The following is a 21,161-nucleotide window of genomic DNA, read 5'->3' as shown; positions in this document are numbered from 1 at the left end:
AGTCCGCTGTGCTGGTGCTGTTGCCGCCCTCGGAGGGCAAGGCCGGGTCCGGGGACGGCGGGCCGGTGGAGCTGGACGGGCTGTCGCTGCCCGGGCTGACGGCGGCCCGCGGGGCGGTGCTGGACGCGCTGGTCGGGCTCTGCCGGGGCGACGAGGACGCCGCCGCCGAGGTGCTGGGCCTCTCCCCCGGGCTGCGCGGGGAGATCGCCAAGAACGCCGGCCTGCGGACGGCGGGCGCCCGCCCGGCGGGCGAGGTGTACACCGGGGTGCTGTTCGACAACCTCGGGCTGGCCACCCTGGACCCTGCCGCGTACGACCGGGCCGAGCGCTCGCTGCTGGTCTTCTCCGGCCTCTGGGGCGCCGTGCGGATCTCCGACCGGATCCCGTCCTACCGCTGCTCGATGGGCGTGAAGCTGCCCGGCCTTGGGGCACTGGGGACGTACTGGCGCGGGGCGACGGCCTCCGTGCTGCCGGAGGTGGCCGACGGCCTGGTGCTGGACCTGCGCAGTTCCGCGTACGCGGCGGCGTGGAAGCCAGCCGGCGAGGTGGCCTCCCGTACGGCGACCGTCCGGGTGCTGCAGGAGCGCAACGGCAAGCGCACCGTCGTCAGCCACTTCAACAAGGCGACGAAGGGGCGGCTGGTGCGGGACCTGCTGGTCGCGGGGGCCGAGCCCAAGACGCCCGGCGAGCTGATGGACGCGCTGCTGGAGCTGGGCCACCGGGTGGAGCTGGCGGCGGAGGGCACCGCGCGCAAGCCGTGGCAGCTGGACGTGGTGGTCACCGAGGTGCACTGACCGGCTGCCCCGGCCGGGTCAGCGCAGGTGCGAGGTGTCGTTGAGCAGCCGCAGCGAGGCGTTGCCGTCCGCGTAGTACTGGACGGCGCAGATCGAGGCGGCGCTCAGCTCCATCCGGTACATCGAGTCCGGCGGGGCGCCGATCGCCAGCCGGACCAGGGTCTTGATCGGGCTGACGTGCGAGACCACCAGCACGGTCTTCCCCGCGTACCGGGCGATGATCTTGTCCCGGGCGACGCCCGCCCGGTGGGTGAGGGTGGTGAAGCTTTCGGCGCTGCCGGTCGGCTTGGCCTTGGCGGAGCCGAGCCAGGCCGACAGGTCGTCCGGGTAGCGCTCCCGCACCTCGGCGAAGGTCAGGCCCTCCCAGTCGCCGAAGTCGACCTCGCGCAGCCCGTCCTCGTAGCGGACCTCCAGGCCGAGCCTGGCGGCGACGGTCTCGGCGGTCTGCCGGGTGCGGCGCATCGGGGAGGCGACGACGGCCTGGATGCTGCCGCGCGCGGCAAGCGCCTCGGCGGCCCGCTCGGCCTGCCAGCGGCCCTTGTCGGAGAGCTCCGGGTCGCTGCCGCCGCTGCCGGAGAAACGCTTCTCCGGGGTGAGCGGGGTCTCGCCGTGGCGCAGCAGGACGAAGGTGGTCGGGGTGCCGAGGTCGGCCGGGGCGGCCCAGCCGGCCTTGGGGGTGGCGGTCTCCAGCGGCGGCTCGTCCGCGACGGCGTCAGCGGAGGAGGCTGCCAAGGCGGCGGGCTTCCGGGGCTCCCACTGGCGGCCGGCCTTGCCGGCGTCCATCGCCTCGTTGGCCAGCCGGTCCGCGTCCTTGTTCCGCTCGCGCGGGATCCAGGTGTACGTGACCCGGCCGCGCGGGAGGACGGCGCGGGCCTCGGCGGCGAGCGGCTGCATGTCGGGGTGCTTGATCTTCCAGCGCCCGGACATCTGCTCGACGACCAGCTTGGAGTCCATCCGGACGTCCACCGAGGCGTCCGGGTCGAGCTCCCGGGCCGCTTTGAGGCCGGCGATCAGGCCCTTGTACTCGGCCACGTTGTTGGTGGCGTGGCCGATGAACTCGGCGGCTTCGGCGACGATCTGCCCGGTGTCCCCGTCGCGGACCACCGCGCCGTAGCCGGCCGGCCCCGGGTTGCCCCGGGACCCGCCGTCCGCCTCGACGATGAAGCGCGCCGCCACCGGATCAGACGCCCGAGTCGGCGGTGCGGACCAGGATCCGCGAGCAGTTCTCGCAGCGGACGACCTTGTCGGCCGGCTCGGCCTTGATGGCGTTCAGCTCGGTGATCGAGAACTCGGTGCGGCAGCCCTCGCAGCGGCGCTGGTAGAGGCGGGCCGCGCCGACGCCGCCCTGGGTCTCGCGCAGCTTGGTGTAGACCTTCAGCAGGTCGGCCGGGATGACGGCGGCGATGGTCTCGCGGTCGCGCTTGACCTTGTCGGCCTCGGCGTCGATCTCGGCGAAGGCGGCGTCGCGGCGGCCCTCGGCCTCGGTGAGGACGACGGTGGAGTGCTCCAGGCGGGCGGACAGCTCCTCGACCCGGCTCTTGGCGCTCTCCTGGCGCTCCATGATCTCCAGCACGACCTCCTCCAGGTCGCCCTGGCGCTTGGCGAGCGAGCCGATCTCGTGCTGGAGGTTCTCCAGGTCCCTCGGCGAGGTGATCGCGCCGGAGTCCAGGCGCTGCTGGTTGCGGGCCGCGCGGGCGCGGACCTGCTCGACGTCCTGCTCGGCCTTGGTCAGCTCGCGGGCGGTGTCGCCCTTCTGGGCCTCGGCGGCGACGACGAGGTCCTTGAGCGCGGTGTGGTCGGCGGTGGCCTTGTCGATCTCGGCGTGCTCGGGCAGGCTCCGGCGCCGGTGGGCCAGCTGGTCGAGCTTCGAGTCGATGGCCTGGAGGTCGAGCAGGCGGATCTGGTCGGCGGGCGCGGCGTTCAAGCGGAGAGCTCCTGTGAATCGGGTCAGGCGGTGAAGGACATGGGGGCGTGCGCGGTCCACGGGTCGGTGACCCGGTGGGAGACCTTGGTCTCCACGGCCCAGCCGCGCTTGTCCGCGGCGGACTGCAGGGCCCGCTCGGCCAGGGTGAGCCAGGGCCACTCGGTGGCCCAGTGGGCGGCGTCGATCAGCGCGACGGGCGCCGCCTCGGCGGCCTCTGAGGCCGGGTGGTGGCGCAGGTCGGCGGTCACGTAGGCGTCCACGCCGGCCGCCCGGACCTCGGCGAAGAGGCTGTCGCCCGAGCCGCCGCACACCGCGACCCGGCTGACCAGCCGGGTCGGGTCGCCCGCGACGCGGACGCCGGCGGCGGTGGCGGGCAGGCCCTTCGCGACCTGCGCGGCGAACGCGGACAGGGTCAGCGGGGGCTCCAGCAGGCCGATCCGGCCGGCGCCGCGGCGGCCCAGCGGGTCGGTCGGGTCCGGCACCAGCGGACCGGTCACCCGCAGGCCGACGGCCTCGGCGAGCGCGTCCGAGACGCCGGGGTCGGCGTGGTCGGCGTTGGTGTGGGCGACGTGCAGGGCGATGCCGTTGGTGATCAGCGAGTGCACCACCCGCCCCTTGAAGGTGGTGGCGGCGACGCTGGTGGTGCCGCGCAGGTAGAGGGGGTGGTGGGTGACGACCAGGTCGGCGCCCCACTCCACGGCCTCGTCGACGACCGCCTGGACGGGGTCGACGGCGAAGAGCACGCGGTTGACCTCGGCCTGAGGGTCTCCGCAGACCAGGCCGACGGCGTCCCAGGACTCCGCCCACTGCGGGGGGTAGACCTCTTCGAGCGCGGTGATGACGTCGGACAGTTTCGGCACCTGTCGAGACTACCGTGCGCGCGGGGGCGGTCGGGCCTCGGCCGTTCGGGGCCCGGCGTTCCGGCGGCTCCGGCGGCTGCGGGCGCGGGTTCGGACGGGGGTGCCGTCGGCGTACGGATGCGCGTCAACCTGCGGCGCGGGGTCGGCGAGGAGCGCCCGCCCGGGCCCGCGCGGGCCGTGCGCCCCCGCACGCCCGGCGCGCTCTGCTCACACCGCGGCCCCCGTCCGGATGCGAAACCGCATCCTGATCACCCTTACGAGTGAAGTGACCGGCTCTGCGTTGAGGCGTCGGTTTTCTCGAAACTAACTTCAGCTCTGCGAACGGGAGTTGCCCCGTCAGTAGCCCCGATCCGGGAGCGCGAGCCCCGAGCCGGGAGCGCGAGCCCCGAGCCGGGGTCGCACAAGGACACCGATCAGGCCGGGCCGTACGCCCCGGGTGCCGGAGCAGTGCGGCACCCGCGGGTGGCGGCGGCCGAGACGAAGGGATGTGGCGGCGAATGAGGGCGGGCACATCACCGCGTACGGCCGGGGACAGGGGATCGGTGGGGCGCGGGCCGGGTGCGGCCGGTTCGTGGCCGGAGACGACGCGGGCGGCGCTGGCCGGTACCGGGGGCCGGGGAGGCGACGGTGGCTGGGAGGTCACCGTCGGTGGCTTCTGGTGCACGGCCAGGCCGTCCGCGTCCTCGTCCCGGCCTTCGGTGGAACTGCCGGAGCAGGGGTGGAAGCTGCACGTGAGCGCGGCCTCGGTGGTCGGCGAGCAGGTGCTCGCGGCGGTCGTCCGGGAGCTCGCCGAGGATCCGTGCAGCTTCAAGTTCGCCGCCGGGCCGGAACGGCTGCGGGAGCTCAACTCCCGGAACAGCGACCGTGGTTCGGCGGGCAAGTTCATCACCGTCTACCCGGCGGACGACGCGCAGTTCCAGCGGCTGGCGGCCGGGCTCGACCGGGCCACCGCCGGGCTGCCGGGGCCGGTGGTGCTCTCCGACCAGCCGTACCGGCCCGGGAGCCGGGTGCACTACCGGTACGGCGCGTTCGCGCTGCCGGCGAAGCTGGGCAACGACGGGGAGTACCGGTCGGTGCTGCGCGGGCCGGGCGGGGAGCGGGCGGAGGACGTCCGCGGCGGGTCGTACCGGGCGCCGGCGTGGGTGCGGGATCCGCTGCGCGCGGAGACCGCCGGGGGCGGTGACCGCAAGGCCGGCGGCGGGCGCAAGGCCAGCAGCGGGGTGCTGCTGGCCGGGCGGTACGCGGTCACCGCCGCCGTGCGACACGGCGCCAAGGGCGGGGTGTTCCTCGGGCGGGAGACGTCCAGCGGCGCCGAGGTCGTGGTCAAGCAGGCGCGCGCACACATCGAGGTCGACCGCGCGGGCACCGACGCCCGCGACGCGCTGCGGCACGAGGCCGCGCTGCTCGACCGCCTGGCCGGGCAGGACCTGGCGCCGCGCGCCGTCGACCTGATCGAGCAGGACGACTCCGTCTTCCTGGTGCAGGAACGAATCGCCGGACAGCCGCTGGGCAGCTGGGTCGCCGCCCGGCTGCGGCGCGACGGCAGCCCCGACGTCGACTGGGCCGAAGCCGGACCGCTCGCGCACGCCCTGCTCGACCTGGTCGAGCGAGTGCACGCCCAGGGGCTGGTCCTGCGCGACCTCTCCCCCGGCAACGTCATGGTCCGCCCCGACGGCACTCTGCGGCTGGTCGACCTCGAACTCGCCGCCGAGACCGGCCGCGCCGCCGGATCGGCCGGCACCCCCGGCTACCGCGCGCCCGAACACGGGCCCGGCCGGCTCGCCGGCACGGGCAGCTGCGTCGCCGACCCGGCCGTCGACCTGTACGCCCTCGGCGGCCTGCTCTTCCTCCTGGCCACCGGGCACGACCCGCTCCTGCCGGACGACCTCCCGCAGGCCCGGCCGGTCGCCGAACGCCTCGGCCGCTGGCTCGCCCTCGCGGCGCGGACGGGGGCGACGGCGCGGCGGCTGGCGCCGGCGATCCTCGGGCTGCGGGCCGAGGAGCCGGAGCAGCGGTGGGGGATCGGGCGGGTCCGGGAGGCGCTGGGCGCGGGCGAGCCGGACAGGGCCGGTGTGGCACCGGGGCGGGGTGCCGCCGTCGTCACACCGCTGTGGCACGCGCCCGCCCGGCGGGGCACGGACAGCGGCACCGCTCGCGCCGGCGACGAGGACGCCCCGCCGCTCGACCGGCTGCTGCACGACGGCCTGCGCCACCTCGCCGCCACCGCCACCCCGGAGCGGCGGGACCGGCTCTGGCCCGTGGTGCCCGCCGGGGAACGCACCGATCCGTGCAATGTGCAGCACGGCGCCGCCGGGGTGCTGGCCGTGCTGGCCCGGGCCGTTGCGGGCGGGCGGCTGCCGGACGGGATACGGGAGGAGGCCGTGCGGACGGCGCGGACGGCCGCAGACTGGATCGAGCGGCGCATCGCCGTCGAGCCGGTGGTGCTGCCCGGCCTGCACTTCGGACGGTCCGGCACCGCCTGGGCGCTCCTGGACGCCGCCCGGGCCTTGGACGACCCCGAGCTGGCCGTTCGGGCCGCCGCACTCGCCCGTCGGATCGCCGTCGAGTGGCCCAACCCCGACGTCTGCCACGGCGCGGCCGGCGCCGGATTCACCCAACTCCGCTTCGCCGCACATGACTTCACCGCAGATGACTTCACCACCGGAGGCTTCACCGCCGGGGGTTTCACCGGTGCCGCGGCCGGGAGCCAGGACTTCCTGGACCGCGCCGCCCACGCCGCCCGCGCCCTGCTCGCCGCCGCCCGCCACGAACCGTACGGAACGGTCTGGCCGGTGCCCCTGGACTTCGACTCCGCGCTCGCCGGGATCACCCACCTCGGCTTCGCCCACGGCGTGGCCGGTGTGGGCGCCTTCCTGCTGGCCGCCGCCGAGGCCACCGGCGACCAGGCCCTGCTGGCCGGCGCCGTCGCGGCCGGGCACACCCTCGCCGCGACCGTCCGCTGGGACGACGGTCGCGAGCGCGCCTGGTGGCCGCAGAGCGCGAACGACCCGGCCCACATCCGGCTCTCCCACTGGTGCAGCGGCTCCTCCGGCGCGGGCAGCTTCCTGCTGCGGCTCTGGCGGGCCACCGGCGACGCCGACACCCTCGACCTGGCCCGCGCCGCCGGACGTGCCGTGTCCGCCGCCCGCTGGCACGGCGGGGTGAGCGCCTGCCACGGACTGGCCGGCGACGGCGAGTACCTGCTGGACCTCGCCGAGGCCACCGGAGAGCCCGAATTCCGCTGCGCCGCCGAGCAGTCGGCCGCCCTCATCGCCACCCGGACGGCCCGGCGCGACGGCCTCCTGGTGCTCCCCGACGAGACCGGTACGGGCTGCGCCCCCGCCTACGGCACCGGCACGGCAGGCCCGTTGGCCTTCCTGCTACGGCTGCGTGACGGCGGCCCCCGGCTCTGGCTGGACCCGGTGCCGCCCACCGTACGCCGACTCCCCTCCGGCAGCGGCGGGGTGAGTGGAGCATGAACGTGGCCACCCGGACCATGACCCAGGCCCTGCGCCGACTGAGCTTCACCTTCGCCCCCGACGGCAGCCATGCCGCCTGCCTCGCCTCCTCCGCCGACAGCGGCTGGTACGCGGAGAGTTGGCGCCTGCCACCGGACGGCACCCCGGCCGTGCCGCTCGCGCTGCCGCTGTCCGGCAACCGTTCGGAGAGCCTGCGCTCGCAACTGGTCGCGCTGCCGGACGGTTCGGTGCTGGTCTGCCGGCACGACGGCGAACGGCACGACCTGGTCCGCCTCTCCTGCGGCGAACACGGCGAGGGCGGTTCGTACGGTGCCGCAGAGGAGCCCCTGGCCTCGCTCCGGATGGCCGGGCTGCGCCTGGTGCCGCTCCCGGTCCCGGCGGGCGCCGGCCCGCGGACGCCGGTGGCGCTCGCCCTCGGCACCGACACCCGCCCGGCGACCACCGCCTGGCTGGTGCGCACCGACGGCAGCGCCCCCGAACAGGTCGCCGAACTCCCGGGGTTGCACGGCGGCGGCGTCTGGCTGGACCACGCGGGCGCGCTGCTCGCACTGGACCGGGTCCACGCCGGCCTGGTGCGCAGCGTGGTGCTGGACCTGCGCACCGGTGCCGCCACCCCGCTGCTGGAGATCGGCGAGCGCAGCAACGACCGCCTGGTGCTGTTCGACCCGGACAGCCGGTTCGCGATGGTGCGCAGCGACGCGCCCGGCACCGACCGGCTCGGCTGGGGCGTCCTCGGCGGCGGCGAGCCGCTGCGGTTCCCGGAGTGCCTGCACGTCGCGGGCATGGTCCTGCGGCCGGTCGCGCTGCGGCGCGGGGCGGGGGCGGACGGCCCCCGGGTCGCGGTGCAGATCGACCACGGCGCCGGCTCGGCGCTCGCCCAGTGGCAGCCGTCCGCCGGACGGTTGGACCCGCTGCCGGTGCCGCCCGGGCGGCTCGGCGCGGTCGGCCACTGGGACGGGGCGGGGCTGCGGATGCCGTACTCCTCGCCCGACCACCCGGCGGCGCTGGCCACCCTGGACGTGGACGCCCTGCTGGCCCACGGCCCGCTGCCCGCCGGTACCGTCCCGATGCCGCTGCCGCTCCAACTCGCGCCGCTGGGCTCCGGGTTGCCCGGGCCCTGGCGGGACACCGTGCTGCCCTGGCAGCCCGGCGGGGTGCGCACCGTACGGACCCCGCCCGCCGGTTGGCGGCTGGACGGCAGCACCCCGCCCGGGGACGGCGGCCGCTGGTTCCCCGCGCAGAGCCTCGAACTGGCGGGCCCGGCAGGCCCGTTGGAGGCCGTGGTGTACGGCGGGGACGCCTGGCTGAGCAGCCCGCACCTGGTGCTGGCGCTGCACGGCGGCCCGGCGGACGCCTGGCGGCTGGAGTTCGACCCGGCGCTGCAGCGGATGGCCGCCGAGGGCCTGGCCGTGGTCGCCCCCAACCAGCGCGGCTCGACGGGCTACGGGGTGCCGCACGCGATGGCCATCCGGGGCGCCTGGGGCGGGCCCGACCTCGACGACGTGCTGTACCTGCTGGACGGCATCGCGGGCCAGCGCGCGGCGCTCGGCCTGGAGCCGCCCGCACTGTTCGGGGTCAGCTACGGCGCGTTCCTGGCCCTGCTGGCGGCCGCGCACGCGCCCGCCGGGCAGGTCGCCCGCTGCGCCGTCGTCGCACCGTTCCTGTCCGGCGCCCGCCTGCTGGCCGAAGCGGCGCCCCCCGTACGGGCGTTGACCACCCGGCTGGGCGCCGGCGAGCCGATCACCGACGCCCGCGGACCGCGCGACGTCCTGCAGCTGGCGCACCGGCTGACCGCGCCGCTGCTGATGGTGCACGGCAACCGGGACGAGGTCGTTCCGGTGAGCCAATCCCGCTCCCTGCGGCACGAGTTGCTGCGGATCGGGCGGGTCGAGGGCGCCGACTTCCGGTACGTCGAGGCGGCCGGCTCCGGGCACGAGGTGCTCGCCGAGGAGGGCGGCGCCGTGCTGCACGAACTGCTGGCCGCCTTCCTGCGGACCGGCCGGCCGGGCTGAGCCCGCCCGCACCCCAGACTCCCGGGCCCGTCGAGGCCCGGGCACACCCCCGGCGCGGTGGATGGAGGCCGCCCGGGGGGGCAACACCCGATGCCCGCACGCAGATCGCTGCGGGCGGCACCTTCAAGGGGAGGAAACACTCATGGAGAACATGGTGGACTTCGAGACCGACCTCGCGGCGCTGCAGAACCTGCCGGAGACCGAGTCCGTCGAGCTGACCGGCCACGGCAACGGCTGCCAGTACACCTGTCTCATCCTGACCTGCCTGCTCTTCACCGTCAGCTGAGCCACCGGCTCGGCCGACCGCTGATCGGGCGGTAGCCACCGGGTGCCGTCCCTGCCTGTCCGGACAGGCGGGGGCGGCACCCGTCTTCCCTCCTTTTCCTCCGACTCTTCGACGGGAGCCCGCCGTTGCCCTGCCGCCCCACCGGCTGGACCCTCGCGCTCGGCATCGCCCTGCCGGTCGAGGCCGCCACCGCCCTCGCGCTGCCCGCCGTGCTCGCCGGGGCCGTCGACGCCGCCCTCGGCCGGCGGTCCGGGCCCGGCGCGCTCCTGCTGCTCGCCCTCCTCCTGGGCGCGGCGGCCGCCGCCCATGCCACCGCCGCCGCGGCCGGACCGGCCTGCTCCGCCGAGGCCACCGCCGCCCTGCGCGGACGCCTCGTCCGCCATCTGCTCGCTCTGGGGCCCGGCGGCCGGCTGCGCGGCGGACCCCCTCCCGGCGACCTCGCCGCCCGGCTGCTGGGCTCGGCCGGCGACGCGGGCGGGTGGCTGCCCGCCGTCCTGGGCGCCGCCACCGCGCTGCTCACCTCGGTCGGCGCGATCGTCGGGCTCGGGGTGCTCTCGCCGTGGCTGGCGCTCGCCTTCTTCGCGGGCGTGGTGCCCGGTGTGGTGCTGATCCGGCTCTTCCTGCGGCAGGCCGGGCCGGTGTTCGCCCGCTACCAGGAGGTCCAGGCCGCACTCGCCGCCCGGCTGAGCGGCGCCCTCACCGGGCTGCGCAGCATCCACGCGGCGGATGCCGAACAGCGCGAGGCTGCAAGGGTGTTGGCGCCGCTGCCGGAGCTCTCGGCGGCCGGCCGCGCGCTCTGGGCGGCGCAGCGGCGCACCGCCTGGCAGGCGACCCTGCTGATCGCCCTGGTCGAGGTGGCGGTGCTCACCACCGCCGGCTTCCTGCTCGCGGGCGGCGCCCTCGCCCCCGGCGCGCTCGCGGCGGCGGCCGGCTGGGCGGCGCTGGGCGCGGGGCTGTTCGAGCAGGTCGAGGCGCTGGTCGGGGTGGCGCACGCGCGGACCGGGCAGGCCCGGGTGGACGAGCTGCTGGCGCTGGCGCCGGCGCCCTGCGGTACGCAGGCGCTGCCAGGGGCCGGCAGTGGGGAGGTCGAGCTGCGCGGCGTGGTGGTGCGCGACGGCGACCGGGTACTGCTCGGCCCGCTCGACCTCACCGTTCCCGGCGGCCGGACGCTCGCCCTGGTCGGGCGCTCCGGCTCCGGCAAGTCCCTGCTGGCCGCGCTGCCCGGGCGGCTGCGCGACGCCGACGAAGGGACCGTGCTGATCGACGGCGTCCCGGTGGGCGCGCTGGCGCCGTCCGAGCTGCAGCAGGCGGTCGGCTACGCCTTCGCCCGGCCCGAGCTGGTCGGCCGTACCGTCCGCGACGCCCTGGCGGGCGCGGGACCGGCCGAGGCGGCGGCCGCCCGCACCGACGGGCTGCTGCGCCGGCTGCCGCACGGATGGGACACCCCGCTCGACGAACTCCGCCTCTCCGGCGGCGAGTTGCAGCGCCTCGGGCTCGCCCGGCTGCTGGCGCGGCGCACCCGGGTGGTCGTCCTGGACGACGCCACCTCGGGCCTGGACCTGGCCACCGAGTACCAGGTCAGCCAGGCCCTCGACCAGGCCACCCACGGCCGTACCCGCCTGGTGGTCGCCCACCGCGCCGCCGTCGCCGCGCGCGCCGACCTGGTCGCCTGGCTCGACGCCGGCCGGCTGCGTGCCCTGGCCCCGCATGCCGTGCTCCTCGCCGATCCCGACTACCGCGCCACCCTCGCGGACAGCGCCCTCCAGGCGGCGGCCCGCTGACGGCCCGCTGACGGCCCGCACGGGAAGTCGGCCGGGCCGACTTCCTGCACAGACTCCCGCGCCCGCCCCTCACAGAAAGCCCGCGGATCCGACCTCCCATGCACCCCACACCGCCCCTGCGCACCGACCACCCCGCCCGATCACTCCGCGCGGGACGTCGACCGGGCCGACGTCCCGCGCTCGGCTCCGCGCTCGGCTCCGCGCTCGGCTCCGCGCTCGGCTCCGCGCCCGGATGGCAGCTGCTGCAGCCACAGTTGACGGCCACCCGGGGCCCGCTGTTGCGGCTGCTCGCCTGGTCCGGGGTGGAGGCGCTGCCGCCGCTGGTGTCCGGGCTGTTCGTCTCGGCCGCCGTCGACCAGGGTTTCCTCCTCGGCCGACCCGGCGTCGGGGTGGCCTGGCTGGGCGGGTTCGGCGCGGCCATGGCCGTACGGGCGTACGCGACGCGCGCCGGGTTCCCGCACCTCGCCGGGGTGGTGGAGCCGCTGCGGGACGCCCTGGTCGAACGGGTGGTCCGCAGTGCGCTCCACCGCCCGTCGGCGGATCCGGCCGAGCTCGCCCGCCTCACCGAACAGGTCGAAGCCGTACGGCAGTTGACCGCGACGCTGCTGCGCACCCTGCGTGGGGTCGGGGTCACCCTGGTCGCCGCCCTGATCGGCCTGACGCTGCTCGCACCCGCCGTCCTGCCCCTGGTGCTGCTGCCGCTGTCGGCCGCCGGGCTGCTCTTCGCCCGGCTGCTGCGCCCGCTGGTGGCGCGGCGGCGGGCCGTCGTCCTGGCCGAGGAACGGCTCGCCGCCGAGGCCGGCCGGGCGCTGCACGGGCTGCGCGACGTCCAGGCCACCGGCACCGCGGACGAGGTGGCCCGGGCGCTGACCGCGGCTGCCCGGGAGAGCGCCGCCGCCTCCCGGGCACTCGGCCGGGCCTCCGCCCTGCGGGCCCTCGTCGTCGCCGTCGGCGGACGGCTGCCCGTGCTGGCCGTCCTCGCGGCGGCACCGTGGCTGCTCGCCCGGCACGCCCTGACCCCGGGCGAACTGCTCGGCGTCGCCACCTACCTCGTCCAACAACTCGACCCGGCCGTCCGGACCCTGGCCGGCACGGTCGGCGGCTGGCTGCTCGACCTCGCCGTCGTCCTCGACCGCCTGGCCACCACCACGGCCGCTCCCGCCGTCCCGGTTCCGGCCCGCGCCGGCAGCTCGGCCCCACCCGGGGACACGGCGGCCGAGGTGCGGCTGACGGGCGTCCGGTTCGGGCACGGCGGCGGGGCCGTACCCGTCCTGGCGGGCCTCGACGCGAGCCTCCGGCCCGGCGAGCACGTGGCGGTGGTGGGCCCGAGCGGGGCGGGGAAGTCGACGCTCGCCGCACTGCTGGCCGGGGTGCTGGAGCCGACGGCGGGGCGGGTGACGGTCGGCGGGGTACGGCCGGAGCCGGCCCGGCTGGTGGCGCTGGTGCCGCAGGAGGCGTACGTGTTCCCTGGCTCGGTACGGGACAACCTGCTCTGGCTCGCCCCGGACACCGACGACGCCCGGCTCGCCGCGGCGGTGGCGCTGCTGGGCGCGGAGGAGTTGGTGGCGCGGTTGGGCGGGCCGACCGCCGTCCTGGCGGCGGCCCTGGGCGATTCGGGTGAACTCTCGTCAGGTGAGCGCCAGTTGCTGGCGCTGGTACGGACGTACCTGTCCCCCGCCCCGGTCGTCGTGCTGGACGAGGCGACCTGCCACCTGGACCCGGCCGCCGAGGAGCGGGTCGAGCGGGCCTTCGCCGCCCGGCCGGGGACGCTGGTGGTCGTGGCACACCGCATCAGTTCCGCGCTGCGGGCGGACCGGGTGCTGCTGCTGGACGGCGGGCACGGGCTGCTGGCCCGGCACGGCGATCTGCAGGTGCTGTCCCCGCTCTACCGCGAGCTGGTCGGCCACTGGCTCGGTTCCGCGCCCCGGACCGGCGCCGGGCTCGCGTCGTGATCTCGATAGGATCTCGTCCGCCGCGGCCGTTATGGTGGCCGGGGCACGGGCCGCGATCACCGGCCAGGCCCGAAGACGGACCCTCGAAGCGCGTACCGAGCGCTCGATCGGGGACCCGGCCGTGTGCCTCCGGCGCCGGGCGGGCGCCGATGACCAGCACCCTCCGCACGGAAGACGATTTCTCATGTCCGACACCCTCACCGACATCACCGGACCCGCGGTCAACGGGACCGACGCCGACGAGAAGACGGCCGATGACAGCGCGCACGGCCGTCACCGCGGCCGGTCCGCCGCCGACGACAGCTCGAAGTCCGACGCGCACGGCCGCCACCGCGCGGCCGGGTCGCAGGGCTGACCCGCACCCGCGAACCCGCGAACCCCCGGCACGCGAGGCCACCCGCGGCTCGCGACCGGCAGCAGCAGCACGCAGAGGGCCCGCCGAGGGGAGCAGCGCTCCCCGGCGGGCCCTCGCTCGTCGGCGCACTCGTCAGCACACTCGACGGCGCATCAGGAGCAACCCGAGAGCCCTCGGCCCGCCGTCAGTCCATCGTCACCACGGTCCGCAGCGCCTCGCCGCTGCGCATCTGCGCGATCGCCTCGTTGACGTCCGCCAGCCCCACCCGGTGGGTGACCATGCCGTCGAGGTCGATCCGCCCGGCCCGCCAGAGGTCCACCACCAGGGCGACGGTGCGCCCCACCGTCGCCCCGCCGTAGAGCGAGGGCAGCAGGCGCTTCTCGTTGAAGAACAGCTCGCCCATGGTGAACTGCGCGAGGTCGTCCTGGGCGCCCGCGCCGATGACGACCACCGCGCCGCCGCGCCGGGCCGCGTCGTAGCCGGCCCGGACGGTGGCCGCGCGGCCGACCGCCTCGAAGACGTAGTCGAAGCCGCCGCCGGGCACCTTCTTGGCGACGGCCTTCAGCTCCTCGGGGGCAATGGCCTCGGTGGCGCCGAAGGTGAGGGCGCGCTCGCGGCGCGAGGCGACCGGGTCGACGACGGTGATCCGGCCGGCGCCGCAGACCCGGGCGCCCTGGACGGTGGCCACGCCGACGCCGCCCGCGCCGATCACCGCGACGGAGGCCCCCGGCTCGACCCTGGCGGTGTTCACCGCGGCGCCCACCCCGGTGGTCACCCCGCAGCCGATCAGCGCGGCGGCCTCGTACGGCAGGTCGGCGGGCACCTTGATGACGGCGTCGGCGGAGACCACGACCTCCTCGGCGAAGGCGCCGGTGCCGTAGAAGCCGGAGGCGGTCAGACCGCCCTCCTCGATCCGGAAGCCCGGGGCACCGAGCCGGCGCAGGCTGGCGATGCACAGGTGCCCGCGGTCCCGCCGGCAGTGGTCGCAGAGGCCGCACGGGGCCATCCAGCAGAGCACCACGCGGTCGCCGACGGCGAGGCCGGTCACGTCCTCGCCGACCTCCAGCACGTCCCCGGCGCCCTCGTGCCCGGGCACGAACGGCGCCGGCTGCGGGAGGACGCCGCTCATCGCGGAGAGGTCGGAGTGGCACAGGCTGGCGGCCCGCATCCGGACCCGGACGGTGCCCTTCCCGAAGCCGACCGCGGTCACGTCCTCCCGGACGTCGAGGGTGTCCTGTCCGGTCTTGTGCAGGACGGCTGCGCGCATCTGGCTGCTCCCTGGGTGCATCGGGTGACGCGGTGGATGGATCCTCGGACGGCCGATTCTGGCATTCCCGGCACGGCCGGAGTAGAACGCGTTCCACAAGAACCGCGCGGCAGAACTGTGGACATTCCCCGGGCCCCGACCGGGCGGTCCCCGCCGATGCCCCCGCCGCTACCGTCGAGTAGGGTCCGAGCCACGTCCGTCCACGTCCCACCCCGAGGAGCACCGCATGTCCGACCTGCTGCAGAGCGCCCACCCGGCGCCCGAGGTGCTGGCGGCGTTCGAGGCGGCCACCGGGTTCATGCCGGTGGACGAGGGGCTGGCGCTGTACGCGGCGGCGGTCGCGGCGGCCCGCGACACCGGCCTGCCGGTGCTGGAGATCGGCACCTACTGCGGCCGCTCGGCGATCCTGCTGGCCGCGGCGGCCCGGGAGGCCGGCACGGTCGCGCTGACCGTGGACCACCACCGCGGCTCGGAGGAGCAGCAGCCCGGCTGGGAGTACCACGACCCGACCCTGGTCGACCCGGAGGTCGGCCTGATGGACACCCTGCCGCGCTTCCGCCGCGCGCTGCACGCCGCCGGGCTGGAGGAGCACGTGGTGGCGCTGGTCGGCCGCTCGCCGCGGATCGCCGCGCTGTGGGGGCGCCCGCTGGGGCTGGTGTTCATCGACGGCGGGCACACCGACGAGCACGCGACCGGCGACTACGAGGGCTGGGTCCCGCACCTGGCGCCGGAGGGCCTGCTGGTGGTGCACGACGTCTTCCCGGACCCGGCGGACGGCGGCCAGGCCCCGTACCGGGTGTACCTGCGGGCGCTGGCCGAGGGCTTCGAGGAGGTCTCGGTGACCGGCTCGCTGCGCGTCCTGCGCCGCCCCGCCCGCTGACACCCGGCGCCCGGACCTGACCTCGGACGAATCCGCCGAGCCACCCCACGGGCCCCGCACCGATGTCCCGACGTCGTGCCAGGGCGGGGGGTCGAACGGTACGGTGGCCGCGCAGCACCAGGCAGAGCATCGGCGGACGGTGGGGGCCAGCAGCGACATGACCGACCAGCAGAACACCGCTCCGGCGGTCTGGGATCCCACGGCGCGCGGCGGCGCCGGCGGCTGGGTGCGCGGCCCGCAGCACCCGGCCGGCGCCGGTCCCGCCCCGGAGGCGGCGGCCGCGGCGCCGCAGCCGCCCGTCGCCCCGCAGTCCCCCGCCCCCGCCGATCCCCGCCCCGGCCCGGTCGCTCCGCCGCCCGGGCCCGGCGCCGTCGGCGACCAGGGCCCGCCGCTGGGCGCCCGCCCGTACCTGGCCACCGCGCCCGGCTACGACCCGCCGACCGCCCCGTTCCCCCGCGCCGCCGCCCCGCAGCCCCCGACCGGCCCTCCCGCGGCCTCGCCGTTCCCCGCCCACGCGACCGCGCAGCAGGCCCCCTCGTACCAACCCGCCCAGCCCCCGGCCCCCCCGTACCGAGCCCCGGAGCAGCAGGACCACGGCTACCCCCTCCAGCCCCCCGCCGCCCCGCCGCAGCCCCCGTACGGCGCCCAGCCCGGCTACCCGACCGGCTACCCCGCCGACTACCCGACCGCCTACCAGGACGACGAGGACGACGACCGCCCGGCCAACCGCCGGACGCCGCTGCTGATCGGCTTCGCCCTGCTGCTGGTGCTGGCGATCGGCGGCGGCCTGCTGTTCGCCGCCCGGGGCGACGGCGACAAGGGCGCCCAGGCCGCACCCGCCCCCACGACCGCGCCCGCCACCGGCGCCGGCAATCCGCCGCCCGCCACTGCCCCCACCGGTACGGACGCCGCCTCGGGTGCCCCGGCCTCGCCCACCGCGGCGCCGTCCCCGACCGCGACCGGCGCCGGGCCCAACGCACAGGCCCAGGCGCAGGCGCTGGACGGCCTGCTCAGCGAGGGCGAGAGCGCCAAGGCCCCGATCGGCAACGCCGTCGCGAAGGTGAGCAGCTGCCCGTCGAAGGCGGACATCGAGGGCGCGGCGCAGGTGTTCGACAGCGGTGCCACCCAGCGGGCCGCACTGCTGACCAAGCTCGCCAAGCTGAGCGTGACGGACGTGCCGGGCGGCACGGACGCGGTGAACTCGCTGAAGTCGGCCTGGCAGTTGTCCGCCGACATCGACAAGGCGTACGCGAGCTGGGCGCGCGCCGTCGCCGCCCAGGGCTGCTCCGGCAAGGCCCCGACCACCCAGGACAAGAAGCACGCGGACGAGCTCAACCCGCAGGCCACGCAGGCGAAGACGGACTTCATGACCAAGTGGAACCCGATCGCGAACAGCTACGGCCTGACCCCGCGGACCCAGGACAGGATCTGACCAGCCCGTGACCGGAACCACCTCCCGACCGCCCCGCCGCTCCGCCCTGCTGCGCGTCACCACGGTGGTGGCCGCGGTCGTTCCGCTCTGCACGGCGGGCTGGCTCGGCTGGCGGGCCCTCGACGACTCCGGCCCGGCGGGCGCCACGGCCGCCACGGCCTCCGCCACCGCCACCGCCCCGGCGGGCACCGCCGACCCGGCCGCGACGCCGCTCACCCCGCCCGTCGCCCCGCCGCCCACCGGCGGCACCCCGACCGCCGACGCCCCGACCGCCACCCCCGCCCCGGCCGACCCGACCACCGCTTCCGGCCCCACCACCGCCCCCGCGGCGACCGGCCTCGCCGGCCGTACCGTCGTCCTCGACCCCGGCCACAACCCCGGCAACGTCGCACACCCCGCCGAGATCAACCGTCAGGTGGACATCGGCAACGCCCGCAAGGAGTGCGACACCACGGGGACGGAGACCAACGCCGGCTACACCGAGGCCGAGTTCACCCTGGACGTCTCCCGCCGGGCCCGCGCCATCCTGGCCGCCCGGGGCGCCCACGTGGTGCTGGTGCAGGACGGCGACCGCCCCTGGGGTCCGTGCATCGACGAACGCGCCAAGGCCGGCGCCGACGCGCACGCCGACGTCGCGGTCTCGGTGCACGGGGACGGCGGCCCGGGCAGCGGCAGCGGGTTCCACGTGATCATGCCCGCCAAGGTGGTGGCCGGGAAGGCGGACAACTCCGCGATCGTCGAACCCTCGCACCGGCTCGGCCTGCTGCTGCGCGACCACTTCCACACCGTGACCGGCGAGCCGTACGCGGACTACATCGCGAACCAGGGCCTGGACACCCGCTCCGACCTGGGCGGCCTCAACCTCTCCGGCGTCCCCAAGGTGTTCATCGAGTGCGGTAACATGCGCAACTCGACGGACGCGAAGCGGATGACGGACCCTCAGTGGCGCCAGCTGGCGGCCCAGGGGATCGCCGACGCGCTGACCGCGTTCCTGACGACCCAATAGAAGATCTCGGGGACCCAGTACGGAAGTTGGGCCGCACGCCCCGGCGGAGGGCACTACGCCCGGCCCGCGTGGTTTGCAACGACTTCGCCCCGTTCCCGGTCCCGCCGTGCGCCGGCAGGACGGTTGGCCCTAGGCTTCTGGTCCGTTCGGGAGTTTCGGCCGGTCAGCCCGACCGCACGAACCACCGTCCACGACACGTCAACGAGGGGAACGTTAGTGAATCTGCGCGCTCTCACCAGGGGAGACGCCGCCGTCGCAGGCGCGGCCGTCCTGCTCTTCATCGCCTCCTTCCTGCCCTACTGGACCGTGAGCTGTGCCGGTAGGTACTGCGGGCCCGACGCCTCGCAGAACGCGTGGAGCACCCAGCTGTTCCCCATCCTGCCCTCGATCTACCTGCTGGGCATCGCTGCCGCGGTGCTGATCCTGGTGCAGCGCTTCCAGGGCCAGGCCGCGACCAACCGCCAGGTGCTCGGCCTGCGGCTGGACCAGTGGGGCATCGCCTTCGCGGTCGCCGCGCTGTGGACCTCGATCTGGGCGCTGGGCGGCGGCTACGACGGCGCCGGCATCAGCCACGGCTTCGGCGCCTGGCTCGGCCTGATCTCGCTGATCGTGCTCGCCGGTGCGGCCGCGGCCGGCCCGCTGGTGCCCGCGCTGAAGGCGCCGCTGGTCTCCGACCGCCCGGCCGTCCCGTACCAGGGCGGCTACCCGGGCGCCGGCCAGCCGGGCGCCCCCGGTCAGCCCGGCCAGTACGGCTACCCGGCCCAGGGTCACGACCCGGCGTTCGGCGCCCAGGGCGGCTACGGCTACCCGGCCGCCGGCCAGCCGCAGCCCGGTCAGCCGGCCCAGGCCGGTCAGCCGCAGGACGCCGGTGTCCCGGCCCCGCAGCCGGCCGCCCCGGTCGCACAGCAGCCCGCCCCGGCGGCGGACTTCCAGCCGTTCTGGTTCGCCGTCCCGGCCCCGCGCCAGCTGGCCCCGAAGGACAACCCGGCCGGCGCCCCGATCGGCGAGGTCGTGCCCGGCACCTGGTACCTGGCCGTCGAGCAGCGCGGCACCGCGCTGGTCGCGCAGCTGCCGGACGGCACCCAGGGCGTGCTGGCCGACACCCAGGGCATCCAGCGCGGCTGACGCACCGCAGGCAGGACGAAGGGGCGGGACCGGATTCTCTCCGGTCCCGCCCCTTCGCCGTGGGTTCCGCCTCGCCGCACGTGCCGGCTCGCCGTACCCGCGACCGCTGTCAGCAGCAGTCCTGGACCACCAGTCCGACAGGCAGCTGCTCCCCGCCGAAGACCGCGACCGTCGCCGGATCCCCGCCGAGCGCGGCCACGGCGAGCAGCAGCGCCCCGGCCGTCCAGGTGGTGCGCTCCTCCGGCCAGATCGCGTCGTCCTCGAAGACGTACCCGGTCCAGTACGAGCCGTCCTCGTGCCGCAGGTGCTTCTGGATCCAGCGCAGGATGTCCACCGCGCGGTCGGACTGGCCGATCGCCCAGAGCGCCAGGGCCAGTTCGGCGCTCTCGCCGCCGGTCACCCACGGGCGGTCGCTGACGCAGCGCACGCCGAGGCCGGGGACGACGAAGCGCTCCCAGTCCCGCTCGATCCGGGCCAGCGCCGCGTCGCCGCGCAGGCCGGTGCCGAGCACCGGGTAGTACCAGTCCATCGAGTAGCGGTCCTTGTCCAGGAACCGCTCCGGGTGGTGGGCGACGGCGTGCCCCAGCCGGCCGGCCGCGAGCTCCCAGTCGGGCTGCGGCTCCTCCAGGTAGTCGGCGATGGCCAGGCCGCAGCGCAGTGCGTGCAGGATGCTGGACGAGCCGGTGAGCAGCGCCTCCTCGGTGGCGGTGCCGTCCTCGTCGACCCGCCAGGCGATCGGACCGCCGGGCAGCCGCAGGGCGGTGATGAAGTCCAGGGCGCGCCGGACGACCGGCCAGATCCACTCCAGGAAGGCGTCGTCACCGGTGCTGAGGTGGTGGTGCCAGACCCCGACCGCCACGTAGGCGCAGAAGTTGCTCTCCTTGGCCCGGTCGGTGACCACGCCGTCGGTGTACGCGGCGTACCAGGAGCCGTCCGGGTTCTGGTGGGCGGCGAGCCAGCGGTAGGCGGCCTCGGCGGCGGCGTGCTCGCCGGCCGTGTCGAGGGCCATCGCGGCCTCGGTGTGGTCCCACGGGTCCAGGTGGTGGCCGGCGAACCAGGGTATGGCGCCGTCGGGGCGCTGCTCGGCGAGGATGCTGCGCACGGTGTCGGCGGCCTGCTCGGCGTCGAGCACCCCGTCGAGCAGCAGCACCTCGGGGACGGCGGCGGTCATGCGCCCGCCCGCCGCGGCTTGGAGGCGTAGGCGACGAAGCTCTTGCCGATGACCGGGTTGAGCGCCTTCTCTGCGGCCTTGGTGAGGGTGCTGATCACCGGGGTGCCGACGATGTCCCAGACCAGCAGCTGGTGGTAGGCCTTGACCGGCAGCGCCTTGTCGTTGTTCACGCCGACCGCGCACTTGATCCACCAGTACGGCGAGTGGAGCGCGTGCGCGTGGTGGGTGCCGTACGGCTCCAGGCCGGCGTCCTTGAGCTTGCCGAGCAGTTCGTCGCCCCGGTAGATGCGGATGTGGCCGCCCTCGACCTCGTGGTACTCGTCGGACAGCGCCCAGCAGATCTTCTCCGGGAGCCAGCGCGGCACGGTGACGGCGAGCAGGCCGCCCGGCTTGAGGACGCGGAACATCTCGTTGAGCACGCCCTTGTCGTCGGGGATGTGCTCCATCACCTCGGAGATGATGATCTTGTCGAAGTACTCGTCCTCGAACGGCAGCGCCAGCGCGTTGCCCTCCATCGCGACCGCCGACGCGCCCTCGGGGGCCTCACCGGCCTGCTCCATCGCCGCGAACCACTTCGTGACCTCGGCGATCTCCTCGGCGTTCTGGTCGAGGGCGATCACATTGGCGCCGCGGCGGTAGCACTCGAACGCGTGCCGGCCCCCGCCGCAGCCCAGGTCGAGCACCCGGTCGCCGGGGGCGAGCGGGAACCGCGAGAAATCGACGGTCAGCACTGCAGGACTCCCATTCCTATTGCTACCAAGCGTTCTTGACGCTTCGTCACGCATCGTCGGCCTGTGCACGCCGCCTCGGGCGGCGAATCCGCACCGACCGACCCGG

Annotated in this window: 17 protein-coding genes; 11 read left to right on the top strand and 6 right to left on the bottom strand. The window is 76.1% G+C overall.

All coding sequences use genetic code 11. The features are described 5' to 3' along the window. The first annotated feature begins 8 nt into the window (after positions 1–8). Positions 9–794 carry a peroxide stress protein YaaA gene (yaaA, locus tag CRP52_RS23135; protein ID WP_097238138.1) on the top strand — a complete coding sequence of 262 codons (786 nt, stop codon included), beginning with the start codon at positions 9–11 and terminating at the stop codon, positions 792–794. An 18-nt stretch (positions 795–812) separates the two neighbouring features. Here yaaA and CRP52_RS23130 read toward each other — a convergent pair whose 3' ends face one another. From CRP52_RS23130 to CRP52_RS23120, 3 genes are read right to left on the bottom strand one after another with little or no spacing between them, the layout of a single operon-like run. After that, on the bottom strand, positions 813–1,970 hold the full coding sequence (locus tag CRP52_RS23130; protein WP_097238137.1) for a bifunctional RNase H/acid phosphatase: 1,158 nt from the start codon (positions 1,968–1,970) through the stop codon (positions 813–815). A gap of 4 nt (positions 1,971–1,974) precedes the next feature. Next, positions 1,975–2,718, bottom strand: a complete 744-nt coding sequence (locus tag CRP52_RS23125) for a zinc ribbon domain-containing protein (protein WP_179852893.1) — start codon at positions 2,716–2,718, stop codon at positions 1,975–1,977. Between the two features lie 23 nt (positions 2,719–2,741). Further along, complete coding sequence (locus CRP52_RS23120; protein ID WP_097238136.1) at positions 2,742–3,578, bottom strand: Nif3-like dinuclear metal center hexameric protein; 837 nt, start codon at positions 3,576–3,578, stop codon at positions 2,742–2,744. 485 nt (positions 3,579–4,063) lie between these two features. On the opposite strand from CRP52_RS23120, the gene lanL reads away from it, so the two are divergent. From lanL to CRP52_RS38425, 6 genes are all read left to right on the top strand, one after another. Next, positions 4,064–7,057, top strand: a complete 2,994-nt coding sequence (lanL, locus tag CRP52_RS23115) for a class IV lanthionine synthetase LanL (RefSeq protein WP_097238135.1) — start codon at positions 4,064–4,066, stop codon at positions 7,055–7,057. Further along, positions 7,054–9,069, top strand: coding sequence for a S9 family peptidase (locus tag CRP52_RS23110; RefSeq protein WP_097238134.1), 2,016 nt, complete (start codon positions 7,054–7,056; stop codon positions 9,067–9,069). The genes lanL and CRP52_RS23110 overlap by 4 nt, the downstream gene beginning before the upstream one ends. A gap of 142 nt (positions 9,070–9,211) precedes the next feature. Then, on the top strand, positions 9,212–9,355 hold the full coding sequence (locus CRP52_RS38430; RefSeq protein ID WP_179852891.1) for a VenA family class IV lanthipeptide: 144 nt from the start codon (positions 9,212–9,214) through the stop codon (positions 9,353–9,355). A 125-nt stretch (positions 9,356–9,480) separates the two neighbouring features. Further along, positions 9,481–11,136, top strand: coding sequence for an ATP-binding cassette domain-containing protein (locus CRP52_RS23105; RefSeq protein WP_257032811.1), 1,656 nt, complete (start codon positions 9,481–9,483; stop codon positions 11,134–11,136). A gap of 98 nt (positions 11,137–11,234) precedes the next feature. Continuing rightward, a complete protein-coding gene (locus CRP52_RS23100; RefSeq protein WP_097238133.1) occupies positions 11,235–13,088 on the top strand; it encodes an ATP-binding cassette domain-containing protein in 1,854 nt (617 codons plus the stop codon). A 184-nt stretch (positions 13,089–13,272) separates the two neighbouring features. Beyond that, a complete protein-coding gene (locus CRP52_RS38425; RefSeq protein WP_179852626.1) occupies positions 13,273–13,443 on the top strand; it encodes a hypothetical protein in 171 nt (56 codons plus the stop codon). Positions 13,444–13,627: 184 nt separating this feature from the next. Here CRP52_RS38425 and CRP52_RS23095 read toward each other — a convergent pair whose 3' ends face one another. Continuing rightward, positions 13,628–14,710: an alcohol dehydrogenase catalytic domain-containing protein gene (locus tag CRP52_RS23095; RefSeq protein WP_097238132.1), complete on the bottom strand. Its 1,083-nt coding sequence runs from the start codon at positions 14,708–14,710 to the stop codon at positions 13,628–13,630. Between the two features lie 226 nt (positions 14,711–14,936). On the opposite strand from CRP52_RS23095, the gene CRP52_RS23090 reads away from it, so the two are divergent. The 4 genes from CRP52_RS23090 to CRP52_RS23075 all read left to right on the top strand — a co-directional run bounded on the left by CRP52_RS23090 (position 14,937) and on the right by CRP52_RS23075 (position 19,153). Further along, on the top strand, positions 14,937–15,590 hold the full coding sequence (locus CRP52_RS23090) for a class I SAM-dependent methyltransferase (RefSeq protein WP_097238131.1): 654 nt from the start codon (positions 14,937–14,939) through the stop codon (positions 15,588–15,590). 157 nt (positions 15,591–15,747) lie between these two features. Next, positions 15,748–17,022: a hypothetical protein gene (locus tag CRP52_RS23085; RefSeq protein WP_097238130.1), complete on the top strand. Its 1,275-nt coding sequence runs from the start codon at positions 15,748–15,750 to the stop codon at positions 17,020–17,022. A gap of 7 nt (positions 17,023–17,029) precedes the next feature. Continuing rightward, on the top strand, positions 17,030–18,028 hold the full coding sequence (locus CRP52_RS23080) for an N-acetylmuramoyl-L-alanine amidase (protein ID WP_179852890.1): 999 nt from the start codon (positions 17,030–17,032) through the stop codon (positions 18,026–18,028). A gap of 216 nt (positions 18,029–18,244) precedes the next feature. Beyond that, on the top strand, positions 18,245–19,153 hold the full coding sequence (locus CRP52_RS23075; RefSeq protein ID WP_097238129.1) for a hypothetical protein: 909 nt from the start codon (positions 18,245–18,247) through the stop codon (positions 19,151–19,153). A gap of 109 nt (positions 19,154–19,262) precedes the next feature. Here CRP52_RS23075 and CRP52_RS23070 read toward each other — a convergent pair whose 3' ends face one another. Then, positions 19,263–20,324 (bottom strand): prenyltransferase, encoded by a 1,062-nt coding sequence (locus CRP52_RS23070; protein ID WP_097238128.1) that lies wholly within the window; start codon positions 20,322–20,324, stop codon positions 19,263–19,265. Continuing rightward, the gene (locus tag CRP52_RS23065; RefSeq protein ID WP_097238127.1) at positions 20,321–21,055 is read right to left on the bottom strand and encodes a class I SAM-dependent methyltransferase; all 735 of its coding nucleotides are present in this window, start codon (positions 21,053–21,055) and stop codon (positions 20,321–20,323) included. The genes CRP52_RS23070 and CRP52_RS23065 overlap by 4 nt, the downstream gene beginning before the upstream one ends. Between the last annotated feature and the right edge of the window lie 106 nt (positions 21,056–21,161).

Source organism: Streptomyces sp. 1331.2 (assembly GCF_900199205.1).
GTDB lineage: Bacteria > Actinomycetota > Actinomycetes > Streptomycetales > Streptomycetaceae > Kitasatospora.
The sequence above is the reverse complement of the archived record's forward strand: the minus strand, read 5'-3'. Positions and strand labels throughout refer to the sequence as shown.

What these genes read in the sequence shown, in the direction of transcription:
- lanL (WP_097238135.1), top strand. Translation starts at nt 4,064, where the DNA reads ATGTGGCGGCGAATGAGGGCGGGCACATCACCGCGTACGGCCGGGGAC.
- CRP52_RS23110 (WP_097238134.1), top strand. Translation starts at nt 7,054, where the DNA reads ATGAACGTGGCCACCCGGACCATGACCCAGGCCCTGCGCCGACTGAGC.
- CRP52_RS38430 (WP_179852891.1), top strand. Translation starts at nt 9,212, where the DNA reads ATGGAGAACATGGTGGACTTCGAGACCGACCTCGCGGCGCTGCAGAAC.
- CRP52_RS23100 (WP_097238133.1), top strand. Translation starts at nt 11,235, where the DNA reads ATGCACCCCACACCGCCCCTGCGCACCGACCACCCCGCCCGATCACTC.
- CRP52_RS38425 (WP_179852626.1), top strand. Translation starts at nt 13,273, where the DNA reads ATGTCCGACACCCTCACCGACATCACCGGACCCGCGGTCAACGGGACC.
- CRP52_RS23095 (WP_097238132.1), bottom strand. Translation starts at nt 14,710, where the DNA reads ATGCGCGCAGCCGTCCTGCACAAGACCGGACAGGACACCCTCGACGTC.
- CRP52_RS23090 (WP_097238131.1), top strand. Translation starts at nt 14,937, where the DNA reads ATGTCCGACCTGCTGCAGAGCGCCCACCCGGCGCCCGAGGTGCTGGCG.
- CRP52_RS23085 (WP_097238130.1), top strand. Translation starts at nt 15,748, where the DNA reads ATGACCGACCAGCAGAACACCGCTCCGGCGGTCTGGGATCCCACGGCG.
- CRP52_RS23070 (WP_097238128.1), bottom strand. Translation starts at nt 20,324, where the DNA reads ATGACCGCCGCCGTCCCCGAGGTGCTGCTGCTCGACGGGGTGCTCGAC.